We start from the raw sequence: 26,996 nt of genomic DNA, 5'->3' as shown, positions 1-26,996 counted from the left end.
TATGAAAGGAATGGACTCCCATCATGATGAATTCATATACATCGCATGCCCCTTCATCTCTGACCTTTGCGCTTCTACATATAAGACAGCTGTACGGGGAGGAAGGAAATACACCTCGCTTCGACATCCACAAGTTGATCTATATTACTTCAGGGCAGGGGTGGCTCCAATGGAAGGACAAGCCGCCATGTCCCGTGCGTTCAGGAAGCTGCTTTTTGTTCTCGCCGGAAACGGCATATCATCTCTCTACGGAGGAAGAAGAAGCACCTCTGCAAGGGTATGAACTCGTCTTTGACGGGATACGCATCATCGAAGCTTACCATGCAAAAGGACAGATCCGGCGTGTACCCGCAAGATTACCGTATGAAGGAGAAATCTGCTGGTACGAGCAGCCACAGATCGGCCAGATGATAGATCAATTATATGCAAGACGTGCACAGTCTGATGAACGACAGGAGTTTCAACGTCAGCGGCTCTTCATGGAGCTGCTGGATCATGTATGGGAACAGGCAGACTGGTTGGAAACCTCGGCTCCAGACATCAACCCGGCCATTCAGCGGTCCATTCTCTATATGGAGCAGCAGTACGATCAGGAGCTGACCCGCGAGCAGCTTGCACAGATCGCTGATATGAGCCCTGGTTATTATTCATCTCTATTTCGCAAAGAAACGGGTACAAGCCCGATGGACAGGCTTGCCGAAATTCGAATCAAGCATGCAAAACAAATGCTGGTCTCTTCCGATAAACCTATACGCGAGATCGCCCAATCTGTTGGCTTCAGTACGCCATATTACTTCAGCTCACGCTTTAAACAGGTGGTGGGCCTGCCGCCAACGGCATATGTACAGCGTAATCAAGAACGAAGCATCGCCAGCTCCCTGCTGTATACTGCGCATCTGCGTGCTTCCAGTTCCCCGGCAGCAGCCGAAAACCGACCGCCTGAGCGAATTGTCGGTCTCTTTCTGGAGGATCACTTAACTGTACTGGGCATCCAGCCGGTGGTGCAATATTCACGCTCCAGTTACTATCAGAGATACTTGTCGAGCGCTCTGGATGGAGTGCAGAAGCTGGACGTCAGCCACATCGACTTTAGCTTGCTACGAGGCTTGCGCCCCGATCTGATCCTGCTCGGCTTTCCCGATTTTGCAGCAGATGCACGATATGAGCAGTTCGCGGGGATTGCCCCTACGTATGTATTCCAGCAAGCCGGATTGGACTGGCGATCAACATTGATGAGCATCGCGGGTCTGGTGCACCGGGAGGAACAAGCCCGGCAAGCTATTCAACGTTATGATGAGCAGGCACGAAAGGCCAAGCAGGAACTGGAAGGGATGATTGGAGATGAGACGGTAGCGTTGCTTCGGTATCATTTCAGGGAAGGATTATGCTTGTATGGTGGACCTGAAAGCTACACCGGCTCTGTGTTATACGAGGATTTAGGCCTAAACATGCCACCGTTGCTTCAGGAATGGTCTCGCCACCCTACAGGTGCGGTCATTCCGGTCAGACCCGAGAGTCTAAGCCAGCTTGAAGCAGACCATCTACTGGTTATTGTGGACGATGCTCAGACTGAACAGGCACAGCTGCTGTTTCAAAGTGCTTATTGGACTGAACTCGGCGCGGTTCAAAACAATCAGGTGTACATGGGTACAACCGATGTCTGGATGACCTTTGGTGTGCTCGGACATGAACGAAAAATTCAGCAGGTGCTGGACTCCATGCGCAGCCGCAGAAAATAAACTTTATAAGCGCGATTCGGCAACGGTGAAGCGAGGCTGTCCACGGATGAAACGCACAATCTCATAAATGAAATCGAACAATTCTGTATGGTCGTTTTGCCAGAGCCCATGTTAGAATCCGTATGAGAATGATAATCTTTATCATATAGGAGGATACAACATGAGGAACCTACGTGACCACTTGCTGGTGTGCTTCATCGTTTTAGTGCTCGCTGTTCTAACCGCTTGTGGGAACACGAATCCGGCAAGTTCCACTCAGGATAGCCGTTCAGACCAAACAGCAGAGGCATCCGACGCAAACCAAGCATCAACAACAACCACACAGCAGGACGGAGCTCAGGTGAACACTTTCAAGCATGACTTTGGAAGTATTGAAGTACCTGCCCACCCCCAGCGGATTGCGGGTTTATATCTGGAGGATTACCTTGTCGCTCTGGGAATCAAACCCGTGACACAGACGGTTATCGGCTCGTTCTCGTTGAAATACTTGCAGTCATCCATCGGGGATTTGCCTAAAGTGGATACCAGCGCCATCGATTACGAGGCGATGCTCGCTGCCAGACCCGATCTGATCCTGCTTGCCTTCCCTAGTTATGCGAATGACGGGAATTACGAAAAGTTTTCCAGCATTGCACCTACTTATGTTTTCGGAGCAGATGCTCCAGATCAGTGGCGAGAAGCCTTACGGACCATCGGTGAGCTGACGGGTAAGCAGGCCGAAGCAGAGAAGGTGCTCCAGAGCTATGACAGCAAGGTGAAGGATGCCAAGGCCAAACTGAAAGCCGCCATCGGAGATGAAACGGTCGGTTTTGTCCGTGTTCGCAGCAATAAGGAAATTCGGCTCTATGGCGGACCAGGGGGATATGTTGGCAATGTCCTCTATACCGATCTGGGATTGAACCCACCGCAGATTGCTAAAGATCTGGCTTGGGGTGAAGACTCCGGTATGGCGGTCATCTCTAAGGAAATCATCCCGGAGATTACAGCAGATCATCTGTTCATTACTTACGATGAGGGCGGCAAAGATCTGGCGCAGGAGTTGATCAACAGCAGCATCTGGAAATCCCTCCCCGCCGTGAAAAACAATCAAACCTATGAGGTAAGCATGGATCATTGGATGACCTTCGGGCCGCTCGCTTACAACAAAAAGGTGGATGATGTGCTGCAGGCACTCGTCAAATGATCGTAATTGTATGTACTGAAGATATGCATAATCAGGAGGGAATTGAGCATGGAGCAGAGGATGGAAGAAACCTATCAGGCTATTGAAAAAACGATCCGCGAACGGCGTACGGTGAATCATTTTACAGGCGAAGACGTACCTGTACCGCTCATCATGGAGCTGCTAGATGCCGCCGTATGGGCACCCTTTCACTCCCGCAAGGAGCCTTGGCGGTTCCTCATGTTTGTTGGCGAAGGGCGCAAGCGTTTCTCGGATGCAGTGCTTGCTACATATACAGCGGACAAGCGTGAGCAATACGGCGAACGAGTGGAGCAGGCCTACTGCTCCGAGGTCCCGGTGCACCTGCTGGTGCTGATTGACGAGGAGCCCCGTTGGAAAGAATGGGAAGAAGCTCTGTCAGCGGCAAGTGCTCTCATTCAAAATTTACAGCTGTTAGCCTGGGAACGAGGCATCGGCGTTGTCTGGAAAACGAATGACTACAACTGGAGTCCCGCATTCCGGGAGGCGGCGGGTGTGAAGCCAGGCCAGAAGGTGGTTGGTACCCTGCATATGGGATATTTCGATCCATCGAAGGTTCGCCGCGCCAGACCACGTACGCCTGTATCCGAGTTATTGACGTTGGTGGACTCCGTATAGTCCTGCCGATATCACGGTAAACGGGAATAGAGCCAGAACAAGTAAGTCCATGCTAAATTAAGTACTCCCCATGCAGGGTACAGAGATCGTGTTGCAATGACCTCTCCGCTTCTGTGGGGAGTATTTTTTGTATTATTTTCATACCGGGATATTCATTACAACGCATTACATGTCTAACAATTCACTCACCGTAACCAACCGATATCCGTCTGCCGTCAGTTCCTCCACCAGCACACGCACAGCTTCTACTGTCTGGGAGCGATCACCGTATCCGTCATGGAAAATCAGCACACTGCCAGGCTTCACCGCCGAGCGGCTATGCTCCACAATATGCCGGGTTCCGGGATTGTCCCAATCCCTGGCAGCACCATTCACTGCACCAATCGTACGATACCCACGCTCCGCAGCCAGAGCCAGAATGTCATCGTTGACGCCAAAATAAGGCGGCCGGAAGCTCCGGGCAGACTTGCCCGTGACCTTCTGAACCAGTTGTTCTGCTTGTCGCAGCTCCTCTCCAGCCTCATCCAGCGTAAGCTCGGTCAGGTTCGGATGGGTGTACGTGTGATTAGCAATCTCATGCCCTTCACGGTGCACCTCCGCTGCAATGTCCGGGTGCGCTTCCATCTCCTTGCCAATCATAAAAAATGTCGCATGCCCGCCTGCGCGGCGGAAAATGTCCAGCACTTGCGGGGTGTATACCGGGTGCGGACCATCATCAAATGTAAAAGCTACAACCTTTTCCTTCATCGTTACCTGCTCGACAATTGACTGCTCCACCATATCATCATATTCCCCTCTCTGACTGCTCGGATAAGCTCTTCCTTATTATTCCACGGTCAGAAGCCTGGGTCTAGTCCAGTGATCACACTTTAGGAGTCGTTAGCCGAAACAGATCGAACTCCCATCTCTATCGGTCTAAGCAAACTCACCCCACTAATCAGCCCTTGATCGCACCCGCAATCATACTCTTCTGCACCTGTTTATTCAGCAGCAGGTAGATCACAACCGTTGGCACCGTTGTAATCATCAGACCTGCGCCGATGATGCCCCACTGCGTAATGTACGTTCCGACCATGGACATCATACCCACCGTCAGAGTCTGGTAAGCCGTATTGTTAATAAATGTCACTGCAAACATCAGCTCATTCCAGCACGACAAAAACGTAAAAATCGCTACCGTAGAGATTGCCGGAGTTACGAGCGGCAGAATAATGGAGAAAAACGTGCGGTATATGCCGCACCCATCCATGACCGCAGACTCCTCCATCTCTCTCGGAATGCCCTTGAAAAAACTGCCCAGAATGAATACCGCCATCGGAATACCGAAGGCCACATAGGGGATAATGAGGGCCCAATAGCTGTTGAGAAGGCCCAGGTTTTTCAAAATAATAAACAGCGGCAGCAGCGCCGCATGAATCGGCACCATCATACCGAGCAGAATCATCGTCATCGTCAGCCCACTGAGCTTCCAGTTCATTCTTGTAATGGCGTACCCCGTCATAGAGGACAGGATCAGCACCAGAACAATAGAGACCACTGTGACCAGCACACTATTCATAAAATAGTTCAGCACATGCCCGTCAGACAGCGCTCTGGTATAGTTACTCCATAAGAAGGATTTGGGCAGCCCGACGACATCGCCGCTGAAAATCTCACTGTTATCCTTCAAGGAAAACAGTGCCAGCCAGATCAGCGGATAGATCTGAATGAAGGCGATAAGGATCAAACACGCCTGCAGCAGCACTTTGCCGATGGCTCCAGTCATGGAGCGCTGAGGCCGGGGCTTTTTTTGCAGCATCACATCAAGGGTACTCATGCTTCTTCCCTCCCTCTACTCTGTCTTGAACAATGAATTAATGAGGATGGTGCATACCAGACATTCCACAATGATAAACACCGAAATCGCACTGCCATATCCGTATCTGAACATGTCAAAAATCGTGCTGTACATCAGCGTGCTTGGCACCTCTGTGCTGTAGAATGGACCGCCGCCTGTCAGGACATAGATCAGGTCAAACACCTTGAATGCCCCGATCACCGAAAATACCAGACATACCTTGAGGATCGGCTTCATCAGCGGGATCATAATGGACCAGGCCACACGTATACGGGAAGCCCCATCCATTCGGGCCGCCTCCAGCACATCCTGGGATACGGATTTTGCTCCCGCGTACATGAGCAGCATGTGATATCCCATGTACTGCCATAGTGTAGGGATAAACGATGCCGCAAGGGCCGTTTGCTTCTGACCGAGCCAATCCTGCGCCCAGCTGGACAGACCGATGTTCTGCAGCAGGACGTTGAGCAGACCGTAATCAGCATTGTAGATTTTCGACCATAGCTGGGCAATAACCACCGTGGAGATCAGTACAGGAATGAAATACACGGTGCGGTAAAAGCCCTCTCCCTTCACGTTGGACGCCAAAATCAGTGCAAGTACCAAGGAGATTGGTAATTGAATAAACACCGAAGCACCTGCGAACAGCAGTGAGTTTTTGATCGAATTAATCACTCGGGTATCCTTAAACATCTCCACATAGTTGTCCAGGCCGATAAACGTGCCCTTCCCTACCCCATTCCAATCGAGCAGACTATAATAGCTGGAGATGAAGATCGGAATCAGCACAATGCCGCAGAACAGAATCAGTGTGGGCAGGACAAAGACGGCAATCGTGCCTTTATTGGAAAATACAGCGTTCATCACTCTTCTCCTCTCAAAGGCGTGACCGGAAACTCCCGGACCACGCCTCGTTTGGGCTTTGTTTTTAACCTACAGGCTTAGCTCTGTCGGCTTCAGCTGCGCCATCTGCTTGCAGAACTCCTCTGGCGTCACATCACCCGCCAGCAGCTGGGCGATCAGGTTTTTGTGCGCTTCGGCCGATTCTGCAGGCAGGATGTTATCCCACCAGGCGATGAACGAGGTTGCCGTTTTCATAATGTCCGCAGCAGACAGGTCGAGCGAGGACAGGCTGGACGTATCGAGGGAATCTATCTTCCAGCTCGGCAGTCCGGCTCCTGCGAGGAAACCCTGCGTACCCAGCTGCTCGCTCAGATACATGAGGAATTCCGTGGCTTCCTTCGGATGTTGAGTCGTCTGACTGATGTAGAATCCATCGACCGCTCCGCCGAAGATTTCGGTATTGGTGCCTTTGCCATCCTCAAATACCGGGAACGGGATGACCTTCACTTTGCCTTTTACCGCTGAAGACGAAGGGTCTTCAATGCCTGCATTCACCCAGTTGGCCTGGAACATCATTGCTCCATTGCCAGCGTTAAATGCTCCCAACATCTCGTCATAGCTCATACTGAACATGCTGCTGTTGAATGCCCCAGCCTTAGCCAGCTGCTGCATCTTGGTTGCCGCTGCTACAAAGTCAGGTGAATCCCACTTGGACGGGTCTTTAAAGGCCTCCATCACCGCTGCATTACCTGCTTGACGCATCGCAATAATGTCATACCAGTACATGCCCGGCCAGCGGTCTTTCTCACCAATGACAGCTGGCGTAATTCCTGCGGCCTTCAGCTTGGTGACAGCATCCAGCAGCTCGTTATATGTCGTTGGAATTTTGGCACCCGCCTTTTCAAACAGGTCCGTATTGACATAAAGATTAGCGATGTGTGTATACACAGGCAGTGTGTAAATTTTGCCGTCCATATTAATCGCCTCTGCCATCCCTGGACCCATTCGCTCCTTGATATCGTCTGTTAAATATTGTGTAATCTCCAGGATGTTGCCGGATTTGATATAAGGCTGCATAAAGCTTCCCCCGCCCATGCCGTAGAAGAGGTCTGGTGCTTCGCCGGCTGCGATGGAGGTTTTAACCTTGGTTTTGTATTGTTCACCCGTTGTGCCTGTACGTTCAACCTGGATGTCGGGATGCTCGCTGTTCCATTTCTCCACAATCTCGGGCAGCAGCTTGGCTGACGGGTCCGTGGTACCCACCGATTGATCCCACAGTGTCAGCTTGATCTTGCCATTGCTTCCCCCCTGTGCCCCGCCGGATGAATCGGACGAGCATGCCGCAAGACTCCCCGCAAGCCCCAGAGCCAGAAACAGGCTTAAAGATTTCTTTAATAGCGCTTTCATCATATGACCTCCCTGATCTTTTTGTTGGTTCTAATAGAGTTGAACTCAAATATTTACACGTACACTCCGATGACAGAATAACCTTTCGATCACTGTCATCCCCAGATTTTTTTGATTCCCTTTTAGAAAGGGTAAAATCCGTTGATAAAGGCGAACGCTCCGCTTCTGCAGGTTTTTTCTGTCCTCTCCGTTGATGTGTAAACAAGTAGCTCAACTCTATATATCCACATTTTAGTAAACGTTTGCAGTGTGCTCCATTTAGAAAACAGGCATCGCCTTGTAATATTCGAACATGTATGAAAGCGCAACCAAATTACGGAGTGCGGAACACTAACTTCTGACGTTCCGATACTCATTCATGGAGCGGCCGAACTGTTTTTTGAACAACACGCTGAAATAATGCGGGTCCGGGATGCCTACCTGCTCCCCGATCTCATACCCCTTCAGATCGGTCTGCTTCAGCAGCGACTCTGCCTTCTTCATGCGCAGCTGCGTTAAATATTCAACAAACGTCTGCCCGGTTTCTTTTTTCATCAGCCGCCCCAAATGACCCGGACTTACGTAAAAAGCCGCCGCTGTGCTCGATAGCCCCACGTCTGCATTGCCCATCTGCTCTTCAAGGTACGCCTTGACCTGATCAATCAGATTGCCTTCTCTCGCTTGACGTTTCGCCTGAATAACATCCGTTATGGTGCGGACATGCTGCTCCAGCAGCAATTTCAGCTCCGGTAAATGGTCTGCCATCAGCATTAGGGCAACAGCTTCCTTGTTAAATACCTGCTCACCCTCAAGCTGTTGTTCCATGGCAGCGCGCTGGCATTCGGTGATTACATCCATGGCCGCCATACGAAACTGGGCCACATTGGTGAATGGGAAAGTCAGAATTTTATTAAGTACGGAGACTGCTTCCTCTCCCGCACCAACACTGACGCAAAATTGCAGCTGCTGTAGCAGGCTTGTGTCGGAGCGATAGGGCTGGCTGCCGTTGTGACTTTCAATCACAAGATCCTCGAAGCAGATGACCTGATTTTTCCCCGCAAACGTCTGGTAATCCAGAGCACGACACGCTTCCCGGTATGCCATGCAGACTCCCTCCCACCCGGAGTACATCTGCCCAACTCCAACCGTGACGTCTGCCTCAAAGCCACCAGCTTTAAGCAAATGCCGCAGCTCTTCCTGAAGCTGCTCGACCTGCTCGGTCAGCCCTGCATCAGGGCTGATCGCAAGAATGACAATTCGGTTATTGGTGTCCATGATGATAATTTTGTATAGATCCTGCTGATAGTAGGCCTGTACGCGCTTCAGAACCTCCATGCGCAGCAGGATCTGAGCTTCCTCTGTAGAAGTCCCCGCTTGTAGAGGTATAGCTGCCTCTACCTCGATGATGGCTATGCGAGACTGTGGTTTGTTCGCAGTAATTGGGATACCGTAGAGATGCACCTGGTCCTTGACCTCATTCTCATGAAGCAGACCGTGCAGCCATTGATTTACAAACCGTTCCTTGAGATACGGTAGGCTACGCTTCATGTCCTCCCGCAGCTTGGCCAGTTCATATGCACGTCCTCTCTCCTGTTCAATGCCTGCTCGCAGCTTGGCTGTAACCTGTAATAACTCTGAGGCCCGGATCGGCTTCAAAATAAAATCGGATATGCCCAGCTTCACACTCTGGCGTGCATATTCAAATTCATCATGTCCCGTCACCACGACAATTCTGATGTTCGGATATCGCTCCAGAATCCGTTCGCTCAGCTCAATGCCGTCCACCTTGGGCATATATATATCCGTAAACACGATGTCTGGATGCAGCAGCTCTACCTGCTCCAAAGCCTCGGCAGCATCGGCGGCCTCGCCAACAATCTGCATGCCCTGCTGCTGCCAGTCGATGCGCATCCGCAGCAGATTACGGATGAGATACTCGTCATCTACAATCAATACATTTAATAGTTCCATGATGCACCTTCTCCCCTCGGGATGGTAATCGTTATAGTGGTTCCTTTTCCAGGCTCACTCTCTAGCTTCATTACATCTTCACGATCATAGAATATGCGCAGCCGCTCCATCGTCCCCCACAGGCCAAAGCTGGCATTCACATTAACATCCGAAGTAGGCGCAGAAGTTGAAGCGAAAGAGGTCCGAATAGAACTGGAATCCTTGCCGCAATTAGCGAGATTAGATTGAAAATTCAACTTTTTCAGGTTTTCTGGAGCAAAGGGAGCATTCAGAACCGTCAGATCGTTGCGGCTATCGATAGGATGGAGATCATGGCTTAGATCACGGACGATCATCGTGCTGGAATGTGGAGGCTTGGGCATAGGCCAAACGGAATTGTGCTGTTCCGAGTGCTGAATCTGCTGAACTTGCTCCACGGACATACCCACTCCATCGTCAGTAAGTGTCACTATGACCGCATCTGCTGATTGCCGAGCCTGAATACGAATGATGCCCGGACTGCCTTTGGCGCGAATCCCGTGATACAACGAATTTTCTACCAGCGGCTGGAGTACCAGCTTCGGCATCATCACCCGCTCACAGTCAGGCGCGATATCATACTTTACCTCAAAAATACCCGGATAACGTACCTGCTGGATGGTCAGATAATGACGAACAATCTCAACCTCTTCGTGCAGGGTAATCACCTCATTCCCTTTGCTGACACTTAGCCGATAATAGCTCCCGAGCGCCTCCAGCATCTCGCATACCTTATCATTCATACCGGACATCGCCAGAGAAGTGATCGAATCCAGCGTATTGTATAGAAAATGGGGCTTGATCTGCGCTTGAAGCGTGTTCAGCTCGACTCGCCGGATCGTCTGCTGCTCCTGAATAATACGCTTCAGCATCTGTTCAATCTGCTCAATCATCTGGTTATAACCGCTGTACAGCTGCTCGAATTCGGAACTGTTCAACTCCACTTTGACTTTGCGAAAATTACCGCTTGGTGCTTTCTGCATGGACCGAAGCAGCTTATGGATGGGCTTGATAACACTTCTTGAGATGATGAAGGAGCTGATGAAAAAGACGGAACCGTTCACCCCAAGCAGCATAAGCGCAAGCAGCACCAATGATTTGTTACGAGTATCTGTTGCACGGTACGGACTCATGCTGATATACTTCCACTGATCTTCACCCGCAGAGAGATAGGTTACTGCGTAATCCAAGCCGCCGGAATGCAGTGTCACAACACCCGTGGGCTGTTCCTGAAATGCTTGGGATAACCTGGCCTGATTCGCCTGTAAAATCTCCTGCATACCCGCCTGTTTCTGAGCCGCAGCTGTGGAGGCTGAAGAAGCAAACAACTCTGCTGATGCTGGAGAGGATGTAGACTGTATAGACGATGTAAGTGCTGGAGGGACTGTTGATTTTGAAGCAACTGCTGTAGAAGGCGTGTTTGTAGCGGTATTTCTAGCAACGTTTGCTGCGGCATTGGTTGCGATGACTCGCTGATGCTCATCCAGAATAGCCACCTGAAACGAATCAGATGCAGGCAGATTGGCGTAAGCCTGCGCAATGGATTTCTCTTTAATGTTCATGACCAGAAAGCCCAGCGGGGATGTGTCATCCAGATCACGCATTAAACGAATAAAAGAGACCACTTTCTCTTTTTCCTTCTCGTTGTTTTTTTCTTCACCTTTCTCCTGTTCCGCGTTCGTTCCGAAGGCTGGAGGCCCGTTCTCTTTTTGAATATTAATGCTACCGATATTTTGGCTATTGCTTTCATGATGGTTTCTATCACGTTGCTCATTGTCTTGATCGTTGTTGCCCAAGCTTCTGCTGGTTTCCTTGTTAGTATATTCGTGACTTGGAGAGTCCTCTGGCACAACTTCGGCTTCGATTTTGTCATCGTCGTTATCGTTGTCACCGCCATTCAGTCTCAGCAGGTATCGTCCCTTGTACTTCAGAGCCTGCTCATACCATGACGCATCCTCTACCTTCGCTTCGAGAAAAGCAGGCCACTGCTGTGTTCCCACCGAAAACCGATGCCCCGAGTTATCATAAATGTAGACTGAATCAATAATTGGAACCGCTTGCATAAGATTGGTCAAATAGGAGCTCACCTTGGACTGTGTCTGCAAATTTGAATAAACGTTACCCTGCCGAAGCAGGTTTTGCAGGTTAGGATCAGAGAAAATCATTTTCGAATAATTGTTCACATTCTCCATCATGAGATTCACGTTTGTCTGGATGGAGGTAATCGTCTGCAGAGATGCTTCGTTAATTTTCTGCTGCGCATCATTTTCCGAAATGCGATTCAGCACCAGTGCACTGAACGCCACCGTTACCAGAATAACGACAAAGTACGCAAAGGGGATTTTAAAAGCAAGTGTCCTGGGCTTGCGTAGGATCAACTCTCTCCAATGAAACTTTAGCTGGAGCTTCCTTCTCAACATCAGGCCCTCCTATCGGCTCAAATTTTCCGAGCGCATACACTCCCTCGGATTTTATACAATTGTATATTATATGCTTGAATCTGGAAGACCCTCAACTGTTTTTTATCGCTTTAGCAGGTTTGTTTTGGTAGAGAGCTGGTAAGGTCGGTGATTTCCAAAGGGAATGAATAAATGTACATTGGACGGCATAAAAAACGACCCTCACCGTAAAAGTGAACGTCGCTCATATTAGTTATATTGGAACGAGGGATAGGCCTGGTAACTCCCGCAAACGCGTAGCTAACCTCTACAGACGAAAGCGGAGCTTCGTTAATATGTTACTTTTGCGATTATAGCGAGAACTCGGTAATACCCTTTTTGGAAGCATATTTCAGCGTGTAACTTCCTTCTGTGCCGTAAGGCATGGTCGCAATGATGATACGGGTATAATCCAGCCGACTCTCTCGCAGTACCTTTTTAATCAATGCTATACCCCGCTCTTCATCCGTCACCACACAAAAAATATTCATCACAAATTTGTTCGGATCGGCCACACTGCTCCCCAGATCACATCCATCCACCTCTCCCAGATCATGCTGAGTCAGCGCAGCTTCAAGATACTCCATGACCTTCTCCTTCAACCACTGATCACGCTTGCTGCCCTTGGCACTCTTCAGCGGATACTGCACGACAAGCCAATGTTTATCTCTCATTTGCGTTTCCCCCTCTTCATTTAAACTGATCTGGATACACTACCAACTCATTTGAACACAGTGCTCTAAAAAAGGGTAACATTGAAAGACTTCCATCATCAACTCATCTCGAATCTCACTTGAAAATAACCAACCATCTAATGAAAACTTTTATAGTACAAATATTGTAAAAATATGCTACTTTAGCACTCAAATAATAGGTATAAATTACCTAATTTACTTATTTGTTCAATATAAAATACCAATTTGTTACATACTATGATATAATATATATAGAATTCCAGAATTCTACATAAAACCAAGGGAGTGTTAAATAGTGAAGAAAAAGATTTTGAGTTTGTCTATTGTAGCAGCTGTTTTATTGGTTCCTATCAGCCATGCTATGGCGCAAAACTCCGCAACTAGTGGATCAGTAGACCTAACTAATGTCATTACAGAGAATCAACTTACTAAATTCACCTCTGGTGTAGTGTCTCCAGCTGTAGATGTTGGTGGAGGGACCTGGGATTACGGAACAAGTTGGGTTTTTCCGCTTAGCAAAAAAGTCTGGTCCAATTATAACCATCAAACTAAAATCCATTCTTCTACAGCCAGTATAGGTACGCAGATATTACGTAGTGGTCAAGTAAATGCTGGAACAACCTCTTACGCGAGCGCTATCGGAGGTGCATCTGAAGATACACATGCCTACTGGAATGTATACGAATCAAAATAGGATTATTCTAGTAGAGAATTCTTGTCTTAAGTAAGAGTTATTATAATTAAGAATACTATTGTATAAACGAACTGAATCTTAGCATAGCATATATGCTTAATTCAGTTCGTTTCAATTCACGTCTGCTTTGAAGGAGATATTTGATTTGAAAAAACTCATTATCTTGTTTTTGATACTATCGTTTTCACTCTCTCTATTTGTCAGTTATGAAGCTTATGATCGAAAAGAACTTAATCACATTTTGCTTTTGGAAGAGAAAATCGGAGCTGCTTTTTTTATACCTGATGAAGCAGGTTTATCAGATCCAAGCGAGATTTACCCTATTTTATTAAGAACCTCTTCAGAAATGAACGTGAATTTAATTCGACCAGCCATTAACAATAAGCCTGATCAGCAAATGGAGTTGGTAAAATACATATTATTAAATAAACCTACTACTCTATTTGATTATATAACGTTAAAATCCGGAAATTTTCTGAGTATTGAGGATACTAAGAACAATAAGGCTTTTTTATCAACATCTAGAGAAAGTAATGCTCATCAGATAGGGGTTATCCAGGATTTTGCAGGTAATGATAGTATATCTATTAAACCTTTAAAAAGCTCTTTTGACTATTTGCCTGTTAGCGGGTACTACTATGTAGAAGGTAATCGGGATACTCTAGGGCTTTTTTTAAAAAAATTCACCAAAAATATTAATCATTACTTTGAAACAAAGAATATGCATATTACTGTATCATCCCAAACTTTTATGAACATGTCTTCTCCGAGGGATATGTACAACATTACTTCAAATACAGACATCAAACTACTACTTTATGTACTAGTTATTATCACTGCTTTTTTTGTTCTCTACTACTCATTCCAAGAAGCCAAACGTCTGGCAATTTATAAATTATTCGGATATTCATTAAAAAAAATTTGGTTTGAGTCCATTGGAAAATGGATCTTATACGTATTTTTTACTGCAATGTTGCTATCCATCATACTGGTATCCTTTGTCCCGGGTAGTAGCTATTTATTTATTTCTGATCTTATTATTCAGCAGTGCTTGTTATCTCTAGTAATAGTAACTTTAACGATACCTGCATATATTAGCATGGCACGTCTTAATGTGGTTTATGTACTAAAGAATAAAAAGAGTACCTCCATTATATTAACTATTAATTTGCTACTTAAAGTGGTAGTTATAATCGCAGTTGTATCTTCGTTCGTTAATCTGGCCACCAATTACGGAGCAATGAAAAACGAAGAATCCAAACTTCACAAGTGGCAAAAAAGTAACGATTACGGAGTTCTCTACCCTGTAAACATTGGCTATGATTCTGTCGATTTTCAAAATGGCTCAACACAATTCATTCGCACAACTGCCAATCAGTTATATCCTTTACTCAATAGTATGGGTTCTGTACTTGTTAACTCTCGCTCATATGAAACGACATCTCTTGAATTAGATAAGAACTATGATGGGTATCGCTCTGTATATGTTAATCCCAACTTTCTAAATGAGTTTCCTTTGTACGATCTAAACGGGAAAATCGTTAATATTTCTGAAGACGAGACGGATTGGATATTACTTGTGCCTGAACAATTTAAAAATAAGGAGAGTGAACTCTTAAATTTCTTTCAAACTGAACGCAAACAAAGAGTCGAGTTTGATAAACAAACTTTAGGAGTTGATGTACCCAAAACAGTAGCCTCTCCTAATATTCGCATAATTTGGACAACGGATGGACAAGAAGTATTTAGCTTCAACACCGATGTTTACCCACAAAATAATAATAATATTGTCGACCCTATTATTCAGGTGGTTACACTAAAGAATAGTCTACTCGGAGATAGAGATGCCATATTGGGTGGTGGCAGTACAGATCCCTTAAAAATAAAATTAATAGACGGTGACACAAAAAAAACGTATATGTCAATTAAGCCCGCTCTAAAGCAGCTTAAATTGGATGATAATCTTCATTACCTTATTACGGTTGACCAATATATAGCAACTAAGCTATACCATTTAAAGATTCAGTTCTACACCGCTTCCGTTTCATTGGTTATTAGCATGTTTATACTAATCCTTCTACTACTTCAAAGCATATCTATTGTCTTCGGCAAATATCAGCAGAAATTCATTATTCGCGGAATGTTCGGTTTCTCCGCACATAGAAAATACAAGGAGTTTATCGGTTTATTTTCCTTAACATGGACTATATCCATACTAGGGCTGGTCTATGCAGAACGCACAAATTTACTTCTAGCTATTGTTATGTGCCTATTTCTTTTATTACTAGAATTTTGGGTCTCATTAGTCTGGCTGAAAAAAAACTGGCGAAAAAACCTGACCCAAGTTCTAAAGGGAGGAGATCAGTAATTTGAATCAAAATCCAATGTATGAACTTCATAATGTTAGTAAGTCTTATGGGGACAATAAGGTAGTTCAAGACTTTAACTTAACGATTTATCAGGGGCAACTGATTGCTATTACAGGCAAAAGTGGATCAGGTAAAACAACATTAATGAACTTGTTAGGTATGTTGGAAAGTCCGGACACAGGTACTTTAAAATTTAAAGGGATCGTTGCACCTAAACTCGGAAGCAGAGAACAGATGCTTCTCCTAAGAAATAACATATCGTATTTATTTCAGAACTTCGCTTTAATCGAAAATGATCATGTGGGCAACAATTTGGAGGTCGCACTAGCCTACAGTAAAAAATCGAAAAATGAAAAAAAACATTTAAAAACTGCTGCATTAGAGAAAGTAGGCTTGAACATCCCATTTAATAAAAAAGTATATGAGTTATCTGGTGGAGAACAACAGCGTCTGGCACTAGCAAGAATTTTATTGAAGCCTTCTGATGTTATTTTAGCTGATGAGCCAACCGGTTCACTAGATCCCATGAATCGCAACTTTGTTCTAAATGCTTTACATGAGCTCCATCAGCAAGGTAAAACCGTTATTATAGTTACACATGATGAAATCGTTGCAGAACAATGCGAGCAAATGATAAAGCTATAATTGATAATAACAATACAGGTATACAGACTAATAAGAGCGCAGTCTATAATCTCTTGGAGTTCCGAAAAAATCCCCCTGAACTTTCTGATGCCCTATGATTGCTGGGAACCCCCCAGTAATTATAGGTTTTTTCAAATCACCATGTATAAGAACAAAGAAAAAACACCCATCAAGGTGCTTCTTCTGATACTACTAATGGAGGCACACGCCCCATTCACACGCCTTCCACCTCCACTCCAGTTCATTGGATCGAACTCATTAGTTCGTAGAAACTCCGCGCCGTAGGGGTGTTTGCTGTATTTCGGCGGAGTTCCCAGCCAATGGTGGCATGATGTCTGCCCAGTTCTTGGGCAATCGCTGGGTACTTTTCCCTGCTGGTGGAGGATTTCTAGCTTGCTGCGTTCGACTATGCTAAGATGTGTGTAGCTCATGGTGGATTCTCCTTGTGTGAATGTGGTGTAGGAACCTTCATTCTACACGAATCCGGCCATGGGCCATTTTTTATTTATTTCCAGCAGGTGTCGCACTTCATATTACAATCCGTCATCTGAAAAAGCACAAGGAAACGGAATAGTAACCAAATGTATAAAAACAATTATTAAATACCTATTTGAAGATTTGAACATAAACAGAATCGAAATACATGTGGCAGCGAATAACTTAAAAAGTATAGCTATTACTAAAAGATTAGGGTTTACTCAAGAAAGTATTAAACATGATGGACAATGGCTATATGACCACTACGAAGATTTGATAATATTTAGAATACTAAAAAGAGAATGGGAGCAGTAAATTTATAAGTGTAAGCAACATTAGTCCTATTGAATTTAATATATTCACGGTCTAAATAAAATGAGCAGAAAGTTTTCACATCTGCTTGTGAGAAAATATAGTCCCTCCAGGGGAGTCGAGCCCCTGTCCGAAGTTAACGACACATAAGCTTCTACGGGTGTAGTCACAGTTTTGATGTCACCCGAGTATCAGTAACCAATAAGAACAGGATTAACCCAAGCAGGTATGGACTCAACACAATAGATCAAATTACTCTGAATGATTTCTGCAACAATCAAAGGCTCGTATGTATTATCAATGATGATAACCTGATCTGAGATGGCTAGAGCTGGTTTAAGGTTTTTCAATGACTGACCATATCGATAACGAATGTCTTCTTCTGCAATCCAATGTCCACCTTGTTCAACGCGAGAGGCAACACGATCTATATGCATTTGAACGTCCTCGAGGCCGATATAGTAAACAACAATTTCATAATTGCTTTCTTTTGCAATTTCCATGTGTTTCAAAACAAACGATCCAGACAATGTCGTTTCAATAGCGAAATTTTTACCACTTTTAATGAGAGATCGGATTCTTTTTACAGCCTCCCTGCCAGCAGACAGGTCAGCACTACGCGGATTCTCTGGCTTCAACTCTCTTGCAATTTGATCTGGATCAACCAGTTCACCAAGCCACTCTCTCATTTGCATGCTGAGTGTACTTTTCCCTGCTCCATTGGTTCCAGCAAACACAGTCATGACTGGTCTGGTCTCACTCATGATACTCAAACTCCTGGCGTTTCCCAGCAGCATCAAATATAATTTCGAATTTATTTCCCGCAGCATCCTCACGAACGCGTTTGTTGTTTTTTATATAATAAATTGAGGCACCTGATTCTTTAGCTTGTTTCCGTGCATGTTGATTTGCTTTTTTTAAGATTTCTTGGAGCTGTTCTCGAGTTTCAAACATCTGGAGTCCCCCAATCTAAATTTATGCTTATTATATCATAAACAGAAAAACCACCAACCAGAACACTGGTTGATGGCTTTTGACTTGAATCTAATGGAGGCGAGGGGAGTCGAACCCCTGTCCGAAGATAACGACACATAAGCTTCTACGGGTGTAGTCACAGTTTTGATGTCACCCGAGTATCGCCCCGTAACCGGCTATACGTTGGGTCAGCCTGATTGTCTTCTTCAGCACACCCCAGGCGGAGATGTGACAGCGTATCCCACTACTTGTTAGCCCCTAGTCCTGTCACATGGGCGATGCAGGGTAGAAGCACGCACACAGTTTCTTAGGCTGCGAAAGCGTAGTTTGTTTGTTGTTTGCCGTTTAATAGGCTTTAGCGTTGATAAAGCGGACGCGTCCCCACTACCCGCTACCCATGCTCGAACTATCCCCGTCGAATCCATAAACGCCCCCTCATATAAGAAGGGCTTCAGGATTAATCCGTGAATACGGAGCAAAGGTGCTGCACATCTAATCCCTCCAAGGTGAAAAGATGCTTCTTACCTACTCGTCATTCCTGTCTGCTACATGAATAATCATATCACAGCCCGAATTACCGATATAGTGCAGATTGCTGGAAGGCAATCCATTGAACTGAGCACAGATGTAAGGTTATCCAATATGCAACTTGAATATCGCACCTTGCACACCAAGCTCAATCGTCTACATATTATACCGCGTCAATCATCGGAAGTAAAGTTTGCCTAAACACACATCATATCTTGTAATATGTGCCGACACACCTTTATCCTCAGCTTGGTATTTGGTGTGGAGGTGAACCGTGGTACATATGGTATAGATGATTGGCAGATCCATTGGCCAGTGGCAATCCAAACCAAAGCTCATCATCCCAAACTCAGTCTAACAGCCTTGATTACAGTATTTTACCCACGATTCAACTAACTAACACAGCAACCACCATAAAAAAATCCCCACTCTCGCCAATCCATGGCAAGCTATGAGGACTTCTTCCGTTCACCATCATTAACAGAGTTAGCCGACAGGCTAACGATAATCCGCACACTTTAACGGTGACTCTCGCGAAACGTACTTCTCTCTTAACGTGCAACCTTCTGCTTCTCGCGCAGTACACGTTGAATATCACGTTGAGCATCCCGCTTTGCGGCTGCCTCCCGTTTATCATACTGCTTCTTACCTTTACCCAATCCGAGCAACAACTTCGCATAGCCATTACGGATATAGATCTTCAGCGGTACAATACTGTACCCATCCTGCTTGGACAGTCCGAGTAATTTGTGGATCTGCACTTTATGCATGAGCAGCTTACGTGTACGTGTAGGATCAATTGGATTATGACGATTCCCTTGTTCAAAAGGACTAATATGCATATTGTGAATATGAATCTCACCATTCCGAATCGTAGCAAATGAATCGCCAATGTTCGCACGCCCGTTACGAAGAGACTTGATCTCCGTACCAGTCAGCACCATGCCCGCTTCATACGTATCTTCAATGAAGTAGTCATGGGAAGCCTTTTTGTTCTGTGCAAGCACTTTATTCTGTCCATCATTCTTGCCCATGTCCTCACTCCTTCTTCGTAAAATAAACCGTACCATGCTGTACCAACATAGCATACATGTTGCACCAAAGAACCTGTGCCAGACCTTAATTGTAGCAAGTACGGCTGTTAAAATCAAGAAAGAGGCGGCCTCTGCCGCCCCTTCTCATTACACCTTTTCGGCTCACACGAAACCCGCTCTGCGCTATCCTCACAGGAGACTTACAGCCAACCATCCTGCTGCATTCACATGCACCTATCTATAGAACACCGGTTCACTGCCGTAACAGTCACATGACCAGATTCCCGCTAGGCAATGCCTTCACATCTCGAATATTCTTGAGCAATTCTCGCTTAGGCTTACTTCTTTTTCTTCCGTACAAAAGCCGCTGTGGCATTGCCGGCTCCACCTTTATTTTTCTTGCGCTTGCGACGAGGCGCTCCGTCTTCCTGAGCACCACCTGGAGTGGCATTTTCACCGATAAAAATACCGCTAGGCGATGTACTCTTACGTTTACCTCCGCCTTTACCACCTTTATTGCTGCCGCCCTTGCCGGATTTGAAGCTGCCTTCGCCACGGCCGCTGCTGTTCAGGCCATTTCCTTGTCCGCCTGCGCCAGCACTGTCCTGACCCGTTGGTGCCGAGCTGTATCCACCTTTACCCGAGCCAAAACCAAAGCTTACCGCACCTTGCCCGCGGCTGCTCGAAGCACCTGTTTCCCCTCCACGGCGCTCACCTTTCGGTTTACCACCGCGTTTGCCAGTGAACCCACCTGTCGGGGAGGCTGCGCTCGCACCTGATCCGGCATTAGCTCCAGCAGGAGTAGCACCACGACCTGCACGAGCACCCTCGCTCACTGATCGGCCACCGCGCTCGCGCTTGCCACCGCCTGCACCAGCACTACCTTTACCACCACGGCTTCCACCGAAGCCACCTTTGGCTCCGCCTCGCCCGCCGCCGTTTCCAGAGCGACCGCCTTTACCGCCACGTCCACCACGTTCGAATCCGCCATCACGCTCTCTGCGAGGTTTCATATCGACCATCTCAAAATCAATCGTATACTCTTCCATGCTTACACGTGCCACACGAATCTTCACTTCGTCACCGATGCGGAATACCTTCGAGGTACGCTCCCCAATGAGTGCCATATGCTGATCATCAAAATGGTAATAGTCGTCAGTCAGCGCGCTAAGACGAATGAGACCTTCCACCGTATTCTCCAGCTCGATGAACATTCCAAAGCTTGTCACGCTGCTGATGATACCTTCGAATTCTTCGCCGACCTTATCGAGCATGTACTCGGCTTTTTTCATTTTCTCCGTATCCCGCTCAGCCTCCACCGCCACACGCTCACGTTCAGACGACTGCTGTGCAATATCCGACATCCGGCTTGCCAGATATTCCTGACGATTCTCCGGCAGTGCTCCTTTATTCTCGATGACCTCACGAATAACACGGTGAATCACCAGATCGGGATAACGACGAATCGGTGAAGTAAAGTGACTATAGAACTCTGCCGCCAGACCAAAGTGGCCTGACATCTCAGAGTCATACTTCGCCTGTTTCATCGAACGTAACATCATCGTACTGATGACCGTCTGCTCCTTCGTACCGTTAATATCCTCCAAGAGCGATTGAAGCGCGCGTGGATGAACGGAATTGCCACGTCCTTTGACATGATGTCCGAAATTCGCCGCAAAGGCGAGAAAATTTTGCAGTTTTTCCTGATCCGGGTCATCATGCACCCGATAGATAAATGGCACTTTGAGCCAGTGGAAATGCTCAGCTACCGTCTCATTCGCTGCAAGCATGAATTCCTCAATAATTTGCTCCGCAATGGAACGCTCCCGTTTCACAATATCGACCGGTTTGCAGTTCTCATCCACAATGATTTTGGACTCTTCAAAATCAAAGTCAACCGCCCCGCGGCGCATCCGCATCGCACGAAGCTTGAGAGCAATCTCCTTCATCAGGTGGAAATCATCCACCAGATCTTTATAACGCTCAAGCAGCTCCGGCTCTTCGCCTTCAAGAATTTTGCGCACATTTGAATACGTCATGCGTTCCTTTGTCTTAATCACACTTGTGAAGATGTCGTGCTTAACAACCTTCATCTGGTCGTTAAACTCCATCTCACAGGACAACGTCAGACGATCCACCTGCGGATTCAAGCTGCAAATCCCGTTGGACAGACGTTGTGGCAGCATTGGAATAACCCGGTCTACGAGATACACACTGCACCCACGGTTATACGCTTCCTGATCCAGCTTGGAGTTTTCTTGCACGTAGTATCCTACGTCGGCAATATGAACTCCCAAACGGTAATTCCCGTTCGGCAGCTTCTCCACATTAACCGCATCATCCAGGTCCTTCGCATCCTCACCATCAATCGTCACGATTTTAAGTCCGCGCAGATCGCGGCGTCCCTGCTGAACAATCTCTTCCTCGGTAATGGAATCAGGGGCCTTCTCTGCTTCTTGCATCACTTCATCCGGGAATGCTTCAGGCAGCTGATGCTTGCGAATGACCGATAAAATGTCGATACCCGGCTCATCCTTGTGACCCAGAATTTCAATAACTTCCCCTTCAGCCGCCGCGCGGCCTTCTGGATAACTCACAATCTTGGCAACGACCTTCTGTCCATCTACAGCCCCTGCAAAATTTGTACGCGGGATAAAAATATCACGATTAATCCGTTTATCATCCGGAATAACAAATCCATATACCTCGTGACTTTGAAAAACACCCACAACCTGTGTAACCGCACGCGTCACAATACGTACGATCTCACCCTCCAGCCGTCCACCAGACGGGCCTTGGGACGTAACTTTAACAAGCACGGTATCTCCATTCATCGCACTTTTCATATCATTGGCATGGATGTAAACGTCCGGGTGCTCCCGATCCTCTGGAATCAAAAAGGCAAAACCCTTCGCATGCGCTTGCAAGCGGCCACGCACCAGGTTCATACGTTCCGGCATACCATACCGATTGTTGCTCGTCAGCAAAATCTGGCCGGATTCCTCCAGCGTGTTTAGCATAATCAAAAAGGCTCTGAAATCGGCAGCATCTTCAATCTGAAAGTGCTGCTCCAGCTCCTGATATGTCATCGGTTTATAAGCGGTCTCCCGCATGAAGTCGAGTAATTGTTGTTCGGTTATCATTAGTTTTCACCTCGGGAAACGTAAGAGTGGTCTGATCTCTTCTCTTTATGTATCGGAATTCGCGCCGTAAATATACAGGTGCCATATGGTAAATGTTTAAACCCACGGCCTTACTATCTCATACCCTAGTATACACGAATTCAATCCAGCCCATCCGTAGCATGCCAAAAAACCACAGGGCCCATTCCTTCTACCCGCTCGGTAAGCAATGAACTTCTCCACACAGTTTATGCAGCCAGCAGACTGCCCGATCTGATCTAAATCAGCTTTTTTTCAAAAAAACGGCACAACTGAGCACATACATTAGGAATATTCAGCACTGGCAAGAGCATGCCCTTCTATTCTCGTCGGGGATACGTCGTAGCAAACGGGGAATCGAACAGAAGCAGAATGTAGCATTACTTCATGTTGTATTGAATGAGAGAGCTGGATATCAGCGACAATACATAATGATTGGCAAACTTTGGTTTCATAAATATCTATTAAAAAACCTCCGTTTCAGCACGAAACGAAGGTTTTTATCCGTTAAGCCATGGGGCTCAGCTATTTGATTCAATTCGAAAATTCAAATCTTGAAGTTACTTGGCAACCACTGAAACAATAATAGCCACGATCATAAATCCTGCACCAAGTACCACTGTTGCACGTTGCAAGAAAAGATCCAGTCCGCGCGCTTTCGTTTTACCGAAAAGATGTTCCGCACCACCGGAGATGGCACCCGCCAAACCAGCGCTTTTTCCGTGCTGCAGCAATACTACAGTGATTAGACCGATCGAGAAAACAACGAGCAGCAATTTCAAAGCAATATCCATTCTTTCCACCTCCTACCCATGTGGGCATCACATCTCACCATAAAAACAGTTACTTTAATTGTAGCATAGCTACGAGTGTGATACAAGTAGTACACAGCATACGATTTCTTAGATCTTTAACCCTGTTTTGCCAAATAAAAAGACAAGCCAGTTACCCGGCTTGCCTGAAAAGCTGTAAAAACAGCTTATTTTTTAAGGTTGTAGAAGCCTTTAAGACCGATGTATTGAGCACGAGTATCCAGTTGATCCTCAATGCGGAGCAATTGGTTGTACTTCGCGATACGGTCTGTACGGGAAGGAGCCCCTGTTTTGATTTGTCCAGCGTTTGTTGCAACCGCGATGTCAGCGATTGTGCTATCTTCGGACTCACCGGAACGGTGGGAGATAACAGCTGTGTATCCTGCACGTTTAGCCATTTCGATAGCATCGAATGTTTCAGTCAGCGTACCGATTTGGTTAACTTTGATCAGGATGGAGTTACCGATACCTTTTTCGATACCTTGGGACAGACGCTCAGTGTTTGTTACGAACAAGTCGTCACCAACGAGTTGTACTTTGTCTCCCAATTTCTCAGTGAGCAATTTCCAACCTTCCCAGTCATCCTCGGACATACCGTCTTCGATGGTGATGATCGGGTACTTCTCAACCCATGAAGCCAACAGGTCAACATACTCAGCGGAAGTGTAGGATTTACCTTCACCAGCCAGTGTATATTTACCATCTTTGTAGAACTCAGTGGAAGCAACGTCCATACCCAGGAATACGTCAACGCCTGGTTTGTAGCCTGCTTTTTCGATTGCTTCGATAATTGTTGTGATTGCTTCTTCGTTAGAACCCAGGTTCGGAGCGAAACCACCTTCGTCACCTACAGCTGTGTTCAAGCCTTTGGAGCTCAGTACGGATTTCAGGTTGTGGAAGATCTCTGCGCCAACGCGAAGAGCTTCTTTGAATGTTGGAGCGCCAACTGGCAGAACCATGAACTCTTGTACGTCGATGTTGTTGTCCGCGTGCTCACCACCGTTGATGATGTTCATCATTGGAACTGGCAGAGTTTTCGCGTTGAATCCGCCCAGGTAAACATACAGTGGAACTTCCAAAGCGTCAGCAGCTGCGCGAGCTACTGCCATGGATACAGCCAGAATTGCGTTTGCACCCAATTTGCCTTTGTTTGGCGTACCATCCAAAGCGATCATCATTTTGTCGATGCCCAGTTGATCCAAAGCATCCATACCGATTACTTCAGGAGCGATAACTTCATTTACGTTTTTAACAGCTTGCAGTACGCCTTTACCAAGGTAACGGGATTTGTCGCCATCGCGAAGCTCAACCGCTTCGTGGGCACCAGTGGATGCACCGGATGGAACGATTGCGCGTCCGAGTGCGCCGGACTCCAGATATACTTCAACTTCAACTGTAGGGTTACCGCGGGAGTCAAGGACTTCGCGTGCGTACACGTCAGTAATAATAGTCATGAGTGATAGTCTCCTTTAATTTTAAGTTTATTTAAAATCAGGACCACTTGTGTTTCCCCATATCCACTTCGTCAGCAGAATCGTCCTCCGATCGCTGTTATCCCCGGATTCCTTTGAACTTATTTTCATAAGTTGGAATCCTGTGATAAAGGCGAACGCTAACGCTTCTTCAGACCATTTCTGCTGCCTTCGTTCCGAGGTAAACGCCAAACTTCCCGATTTCATATATAGTGGCTGTGCAACTTATTTGCGGGTAGCAATAACGGATGTTCCCGTCATTTCTTCCGGTTTAGGCAATTGCATCAGGTCAAGAATGGTTGGTGCGATATCCGCCAGAATTCCGCCTTCACGCAGCGTTACATTCGGATCTGTTACGATAAATGGAACCGGGTTTGTTGTGTGAGCTGTGAACGGACGTCCTTGCTCATCAAACACCATATCCGCATTACCATGATCCGCTGTGATCAGCACCACGCCGCCTTTAGCAAGCACCGCGTCTACAACACGGCCCATGCACTCATCTGTCACTTCAACCGCTTTGATCGTTGGCTCCAGCATACCGGAGTGTCCAACCATGTCAGGGTTAGCAAAGTTCAGGATGATTGCGTCGTGTTTATCTGCTTCGATCTCACGAACAGCTGCATCCGCTACTTCATAAGCGCTCATTTCAGGCTGCAGGTCATATGTTGCAACCTTAGGTGAATTAATCAGCACACGAGTTTCGCCCGGAAGCTCTACATCACGGCCGCCGCTGAAGAAGAAGGTTACGTGCGGGTACTTCTCGGTTTCTGCAATACGCAGTTGTTTCTTGTTGTTCTGTACCAGAACTTCGCCCAGCGTATTGTCGAGGTTTTTAGGCTCATAAGCCACATAACCTTCAACCGTCTCACTGAACAGCGTCAGGCACACGAAATGCAAGCCCACAGGGAACTTCGGTCCACGGTCAAAACCGCGGAAATCGGAGTTGGTGAATACTTGCGACAACTGGATTGCACGGTCAGGACGGAAGTTGAGGAAAATAACGGAATCGCCACTTTCCACCAAACCTACCGGCTCACCATCCGCTTTCACGATAACCGTCGGTTCAACGAATTCGTCAAATACGGATTTCTCATACGATTCTTCAACCGCTTTAAGCGGATCAGTGTATTTCGGTCCATCGCCGTAAACGATAGCGCGGTAGGATTTCTCCACACGCTCCCAGCGTTTGTCACGGTCCATCGCGTAGTAGCGACCTTGGACTGTGGCGATTTGTCCTACACCAACCTCATCAATTTTAGCCATCAGCTTCTGCATGAAGTCTTTACCACTGTCCGGCATAACGTCACGGCCATCCATGAAGGCATGAATATATACGTCATTCATTCCTTCTTTTTTAGCCAGATCCAGCATAGCGAACAAGTGGTCGATGTGGCTATGTACACCACCATCGGACAACAAGCCGTAGAGATGAAGCTTTTTACCGTTCTGCTTCGCTTCGCGCACTGCTTTGACAAGTGTTTCATTGTCATAAAACTCGCCGTCACGAATTGATTTGGAGATACGGGTCAAATCCTGATATACGATCCGGCCGGCACCAATGTTCAGGTGACCTACCTCGGAGTTCCCCATTTGTCCTTCTGGCAAACCTACAGCCTCACCGCAAGCCGTCAGTGTTGTGTGTGGGAACTGGCTCATGAAGCGGTCATAGTTCGGTTTTTTGGCTTGCGCTACCGCATTGCCTTCTACCGTGTTACGCAGACCGAAGCCGTCCATAATGATCAGTGCTACAGGTTTTGGAGCTGTCATC

General features: G+C 46.7%; 22 protein-coding genes, 1 other RNA gene and 1 pseudogene. 8 read left to right on the top strand and 16 right to left on the bottom strand.

What is annotated here, in order from left to right; genetic code table 11:
- Positions 1-23: 23 nt before the first annotated feature.
- From DFQ00_RS23265 to DFQ00_RS23255, 3 genes are all read left to right on the top strand, one after another.
- Positions 24-1,739, top strand: a complete 1,716-nt coding sequence (locus tag DFQ00_RS23265) for a helix-turn-helix domain-containing protein (protein ID WP_110898857.1) — start codon at positions 24-26, stop codon at positions 1,737-1,739.
- A 160-nt stretch (positions 1,740-1,899) separates the two neighbouring features.
- On the top strand, positions 1,900-2,922 hold the full coding sequence (locus tag DFQ00_RS23260) for an ABC transporter substrate-binding protein (RefSeq protein WP_110898856.1): 1,023 nt from the start codon (positions 1,900-1,902) through the stop codon (positions 2,920-2,922).
- A gap of 48 nt (positions 2,923-2,970) precedes the next feature.
- Positions 2,971-3,558, top strand: coding sequence for a nitroreductase family protein (locus DFQ00_RS23255; RefSeq protein WP_244213978.1), 588 nt, complete (start codon positions 2,971-2,973; stop codon positions 3,556-3,558).
- A gap of 165 nt (positions 3,559-3,723) precedes the next feature.
- Here DFQ00_RS23255 and DFQ00_RS23250 read toward each other — a convergent pair whose 3' ends face one another.
- The 7 genes from DFQ00_RS23250 to DFQ00_RS23215 all read right to left on the bottom strand — a co-directional run bounded on the left by DFQ00_RS23250 (position 3,724) and on the right by DFQ00_RS23215 (position 12,725).
- Complete coding sequence (locus DFQ00_RS23250) at positions 3,724-4,338, bottom strand: polysaccharide deacetylase family protein (RefSeq protein ID WP_110898855.1); 615 nt, start codon at positions 4,336-4,338, stop codon at positions 3,724-3,726.
- Positions 4,339-4,495: 157 nt separating this feature from the next.
- Positions 4,496-5,374, bottom strand: a complete 879-nt coding sequence (locus DFQ00_RS23245) for a carbohydrate ABC transporter permease (RefSeq protein WP_208643816.1) — start codon at positions 5,372-5,374, stop codon at positions 4,496-4,498.
- 15 nt (positions 5,375-5,389) lie between these two features.
- Complete coding sequence (locus DFQ00_RS23240) at positions 5,390-6,259, bottom strand: carbohydrate ABC transporter permease (protein WP_110898854.1); 870 nt, start codon at positions 6,257-6,259, stop codon at positions 5,390-5,392.
- Positions 6,260-6,328: 69 nt separating this feature from the next.
- Complete coding sequence (locus DFQ00_RS23235) at positions 6,329-7,645, bottom strand: extracellular solute-binding protein (RefSeq protein ID WP_110898853.1); 1,317 nt, start codon at positions 7,643-7,645, stop codon at positions 6,329-6,331.
- Between the two features lie 330 nt (positions 7,646-7,975).
- Positions 7,976-9,595 carry a response regulator transcription factor gene (locus tag DFQ00_RS23230; RefSeq protein WP_110898852.1) on the bottom strand — a complete coding sequence of 540 codons (1,620 nt, stop codon included), beginning with the start codon at positions 9,593-9,595 and terminating at the stop codon, positions 7,976-7,978.
- On the bottom strand, positions 9,583-12,030 hold the full coding sequence (locus tag DFQ00_RS29980; protein WP_244213977.1) for a cache domain-containing sensor histidine kinase: 2,448 nt from the start codon (positions 12,028-12,030) through the stop codon (positions 9,583-9,585). The genes DFQ00_RS23230 and DFQ00_RS29980 overlap by 13 nt, the downstream gene beginning before the upstream one ends.
- 332 nt (positions 12,031-12,362) lie before the next feature.
- Entirely contained in the window at positions 12,363-12,725 is a 363-nt protein-coding gene (locus tag DFQ00_RS23215; protein ID WP_110898851.1) for an SAM domain-containing protein, read from the bottom strand.
- Between the two features lie 316 nt (positions 12,726-13,041).
- Here DFQ00_RS23215 and DFQ00_RS23210 point away from each other — a divergent pair, with 316 nt between their 5' ends.
- The 3 genes from DFQ00_RS23210 to DFQ00_RS23200 all read left to right on the top strand — a co-directional run bounded on the left by DFQ00_RS23210 (position 13,042) and on the right by DFQ00_RS23200 (position 16,454).
- Entirely contained in the window at positions 13,042-13,440 is a 399-nt protein-coding gene (locus DFQ00_RS23210; RefSeq protein ID WP_244213976.1) for a lactococcin 972 family bacteriocin, read from the top strand.
- A gap of 145 nt (positions 13,441-13,585) precedes the next feature.
- Positions 13,586-15,808, top strand: a complete 2,223-nt coding sequence (locus DFQ00_RS23205) for a DUF1430 domain-containing protein (protein ID WP_110898849.1) — start codon at positions 13,586-13,588, stop codon at positions 15,806-15,808.
- 16 nt (positions 15,809-15,824) lie between these two features.
- Positions 15,825-16,454 carry a putative bacteriocin export ABC transporter gene (locus tag DFQ00_RS23200; protein WP_110898877.1) on the top strand — a complete coding sequence of 210 codons (630 nt, stop codon included), beginning with the start codon at positions 15,825-15,827 and terminating at the stop codon, positions 16,452-16,454.
- A gap of 298 nt (positions 16,455-16,752) precedes the next feature.
- Here the strand turns inward: DFQ00_RS23200 and DFQ00_RS30375 are convergent.
- Positions 16,753-16,885 (bottom strand): annotated as a pseudogene (locus DFQ00_RS30375) (helix-turn-helix domain-containing protein); the annotation flags it as partial.
- Between the two features lie 58 nt (positions 16,886-16,943).
- On the opposite strand from DFQ00_RS30375, the gene DFQ00_RS30370 reads away from it, so the two are divergent.
- Complete coding sequence (locus DFQ00_RS30370; protein WP_110898848.1) at positions 16,944-17,246, top strand: GNAT family N-acetyltransferase; 303 nt, start codon at positions 16,944-16,946, stop codon at positions 17,244-17,246.
- 188 nt (positions 17,247-17,434) lie between these two features.
- Here DFQ00_RS30370 and DFQ00_RS23185 read toward each other — a convergent pair whose 3' ends face one another.
- The 3 genes from DFQ00_RS23185 to ssrA form a co-directional block, all read right to left on the bottom strand.
- Entirely contained in the window at positions 17,435-18,007 is a 573-nt protein-coding gene (locus tag DFQ00_RS23185) for an ATPase (protein ID WP_110898847.1), read from the bottom strand.
- The gene (locus DFQ00_RS23180; RefSeq protein WP_110898846.1) at positions 18,000-18,197 is read right to left on the bottom strand and encodes a hypothetical protein; all 198 of its coding nucleotides are present in this window, start codon (positions 18,195-18,197) and stop codon (positions 18,000-18,002) included. Before DFQ00_RS23180 ends, DFQ00_RS23185 begins: the two co-directional genes overlap by 8 nt.
- 91 nt (positions 18,198-18,288) lie before the next feature.
- Positions 18,289-18,653, bottom strand: a transfer-messenger RNA (tmRNA) gene (ssrA, locus tag DFQ00_RS23175).
- A gap of 114 nt (positions 18,654-18,767) precedes the next feature.
- On the opposite strand from ssrA, the gene DFQ00_RS29645 reads away from it, so the two are divergent.
- Positions 18,768-18,947 (top strand): hypothetical protein, encoded by a 180-nt coding sequence (locus tag DFQ00_RS29645; RefSeq protein ID WP_146236219.1) that lies wholly within the window; start codon positions 18,768-18,770, stop codon positions 18,945-18,947.
- A 350-nt stretch (positions 18,948-19,297) separates the two neighbouring features.
- Here the strand turns inward: DFQ00_RS29645 and smpB are convergent, their stop codons facing one another.
- The 5 genes from smpB to gpmI all read right to left on the bottom strand — a co-directional run bounded on the left by smpB (position 19,298) and on the right by gpmI (position 26,995).
- Positions 19,298-19,780: an SsrA-binding protein SmpB gene (gene smpB / locus DFQ00_RS23170; RefSeq protein ID WP_110898845.1), complete on the bottom strand. Its 483-nt coding sequence runs from the start codon at positions 19,778-19,780 to the stop codon at positions 19,298-19,300.
- 338 nt (positions 19,781-20,118) lie between these two features.
- Complete coding sequence (gene rnr / locus DFQ00_RS23165) at positions 20,119-22,923, bottom strand: ribonuclease R (RefSeq protein ID WP_110898844.1); 2,805 nt, start codon at positions 22,921-22,923, stop codon at positions 20,119-20,121.
- 578 nt (positions 22,924-23,501) lie between these two features.
- The gene (gene secG, locus DFQ00_RS23160) at positions 23,502-23,735 is read right to left on the bottom strand and encodes a preprotein translocase subunit SecG (RefSeq protein WP_110898843.1); all 234 of its coding nucleotides are present in this window, start codon (positions 23,733-23,735) and stop codon (positions 23,502-23,504) included.
- Between the two features lie 185 nt (positions 23,736-23,920).
- A complete protein-coding gene (gene eno / locus DFQ00_RS23155; RefSeq protein ID WP_110898842.1) occupies positions 23,921-25,207 on the bottom strand; it encodes a phosphopyruvate hydratase in 1,287 nt (428 codons plus the stop codon).
- A gap of 243 nt (positions 25,208-25,450) precedes the next feature.
- Positions 25,451-26,995, bottom strand: a complete 1,545-nt coding sequence (gpmI, locus tag DFQ00_RS23150; RefSeq protein ID WP_110898841.1) for a 2,3-bisphosphoglycerate-independent phosphoglycerate mutase — start codon at positions 26,993-26,995, stop codon at positions 25,451-25,453.
- Position 26,996 lies beyond the last annotated feature (1 nt).

The organism is Paenibacillus barcinonensis, from assembly GCF_003217495.1.
Classification (GTDB): domain Bacteria; phylum Bacillota; class Bacilli; order Paenibacillales; family Paenibacillaceae; genus Paenibacillus; species Paenibacillus barcinonensis.
The sequence above is the reverse complement of the archived record's forward strand: the minus strand, read 5'-3'. Positions and strand labels throughout refer to the sequence as shown.

Coding starts and splice junctions, on each gene's coding strand:
- DFQ00_RS23265 (WP_110898857.1), top strand. CDS start 24: ATGATGAATTCATATACATCGCATGCCCCTTCATCTCTGACCTTTGCG.
- DFQ00_RS23260 (WP_110898856.1), top strand. CDS start 1,900: ATGAGGAACCTACGTGACCACTTGCTGGTGTGCTTCATCGTTTTAGTG.
- DFQ00_RS23255 (WP_244213978.1), top strand. CDS start 2,971: ATGGAGCAGAGGATGGAAGAAACCTATCAGGCTATTGAAAAAACGATC.
- DFQ00_RS23250 (WP_110898855.1), bottom strand. CDS start 4,338: ATGGTGGAGCAGTCAATTGTCGAGCAGGTAACGATGAAGGAAAAGGTT.
- DFQ00_RS23245 (WP_208643816.1), bottom strand. CDS start 5,374: ATGAGTACCCTTGATGTGATGCTGCAAAAAAAGCCCCGGCCTCAGCGC.
- DFQ00_RS23240 (WP_110898854.1), bottom strand. CDS start 6,259: ATGAACGCTGTATTTTCCAATAAAGGCACGATTGCCGTCTTTGTCCTG.
- DFQ00_RS23235 (WP_110898853.1), bottom strand. CDS start 7,645: ATGAAAGCGCTATTAAAGAAATCTTTAAGCCTGTTTCTGGCTCTGGGG.
- DFQ00_RS23230 (WP_110898852.1), bottom strand. CDS start 9,595: ATGGAACTATTAAATGTATTGATTGTAGATGACGAGTATCTCATCCGT.
- DFQ00_RS23215 (WP_110898851.1), bottom strand. CDS start 12,725: ATGAGAGATAAACATTGGCTTGTCGTGCAGTATCCGCTGAAGAGTGCC.
- DFQ00_RS23200 (WP_110898877.1), top strand. CDS start 15,825: ATGTATGAACTTCATAATGTTAGTAAGTCTTATGGGGACAATAAGGTA.
- DFQ00_RS30370 (WP_110898848.1), top strand. CDS start 16,944: ATGGGCCATTTTTTATTTATTTCCAGCAGGTGTCGCACTTCATATTAC.
- DFQ00_RS23185 (WP_110898847.1), bottom strand. CDS start 18,007: ATGAGTGAGACCAGACCAGTCATGACTGTGTTTGCTGGAACCAATGGA.
- DFQ00_RS23180 (WP_110898846.1), bottom strand. CDS start 18,197: ATGTTTGAAACTCGAGAACAGCTCCAAGAAATCTTAAAAAAAGCAAAT.
- DFQ00_RS29645 (WP_146236219.1), top strand. CDS start 18,768: ATGAATAATCATATCACAGCCCGAATTACCGATATAGTGCAGATTGCT.
- smpB (WP_110898845.1), bottom strand. CDS start 19,780: ATGGGCAAGAATGATGGACAGAATAAAGTGCTTGCACAGAACAAAAAG.
- rnr (WP_110898844.1), bottom strand. CDS start 22,923: ATGATAACCGAACAACAATTACTCGACTTCATGCGGGAGACCGCTTAT.
- secG (WP_110898843.1), bottom strand. CDS start 23,735: ATGGATATTGCTTTGAAATTGCTGCTCGTTGTTTTCTCGATCGGTCTA.
- eno (WP_110898842.1), bottom strand. CDS start 25,207: ATGACTATTATTACTGACGTGTACGCACGCGAAGTCCTTGACTCCCGC.
- gpmI (WP_110898841.1), bottom strand. CDS start 26,995: ATGACAGCTCCAAAACCTGTAGCACTGATCATTATGGACGGCTTCGGT.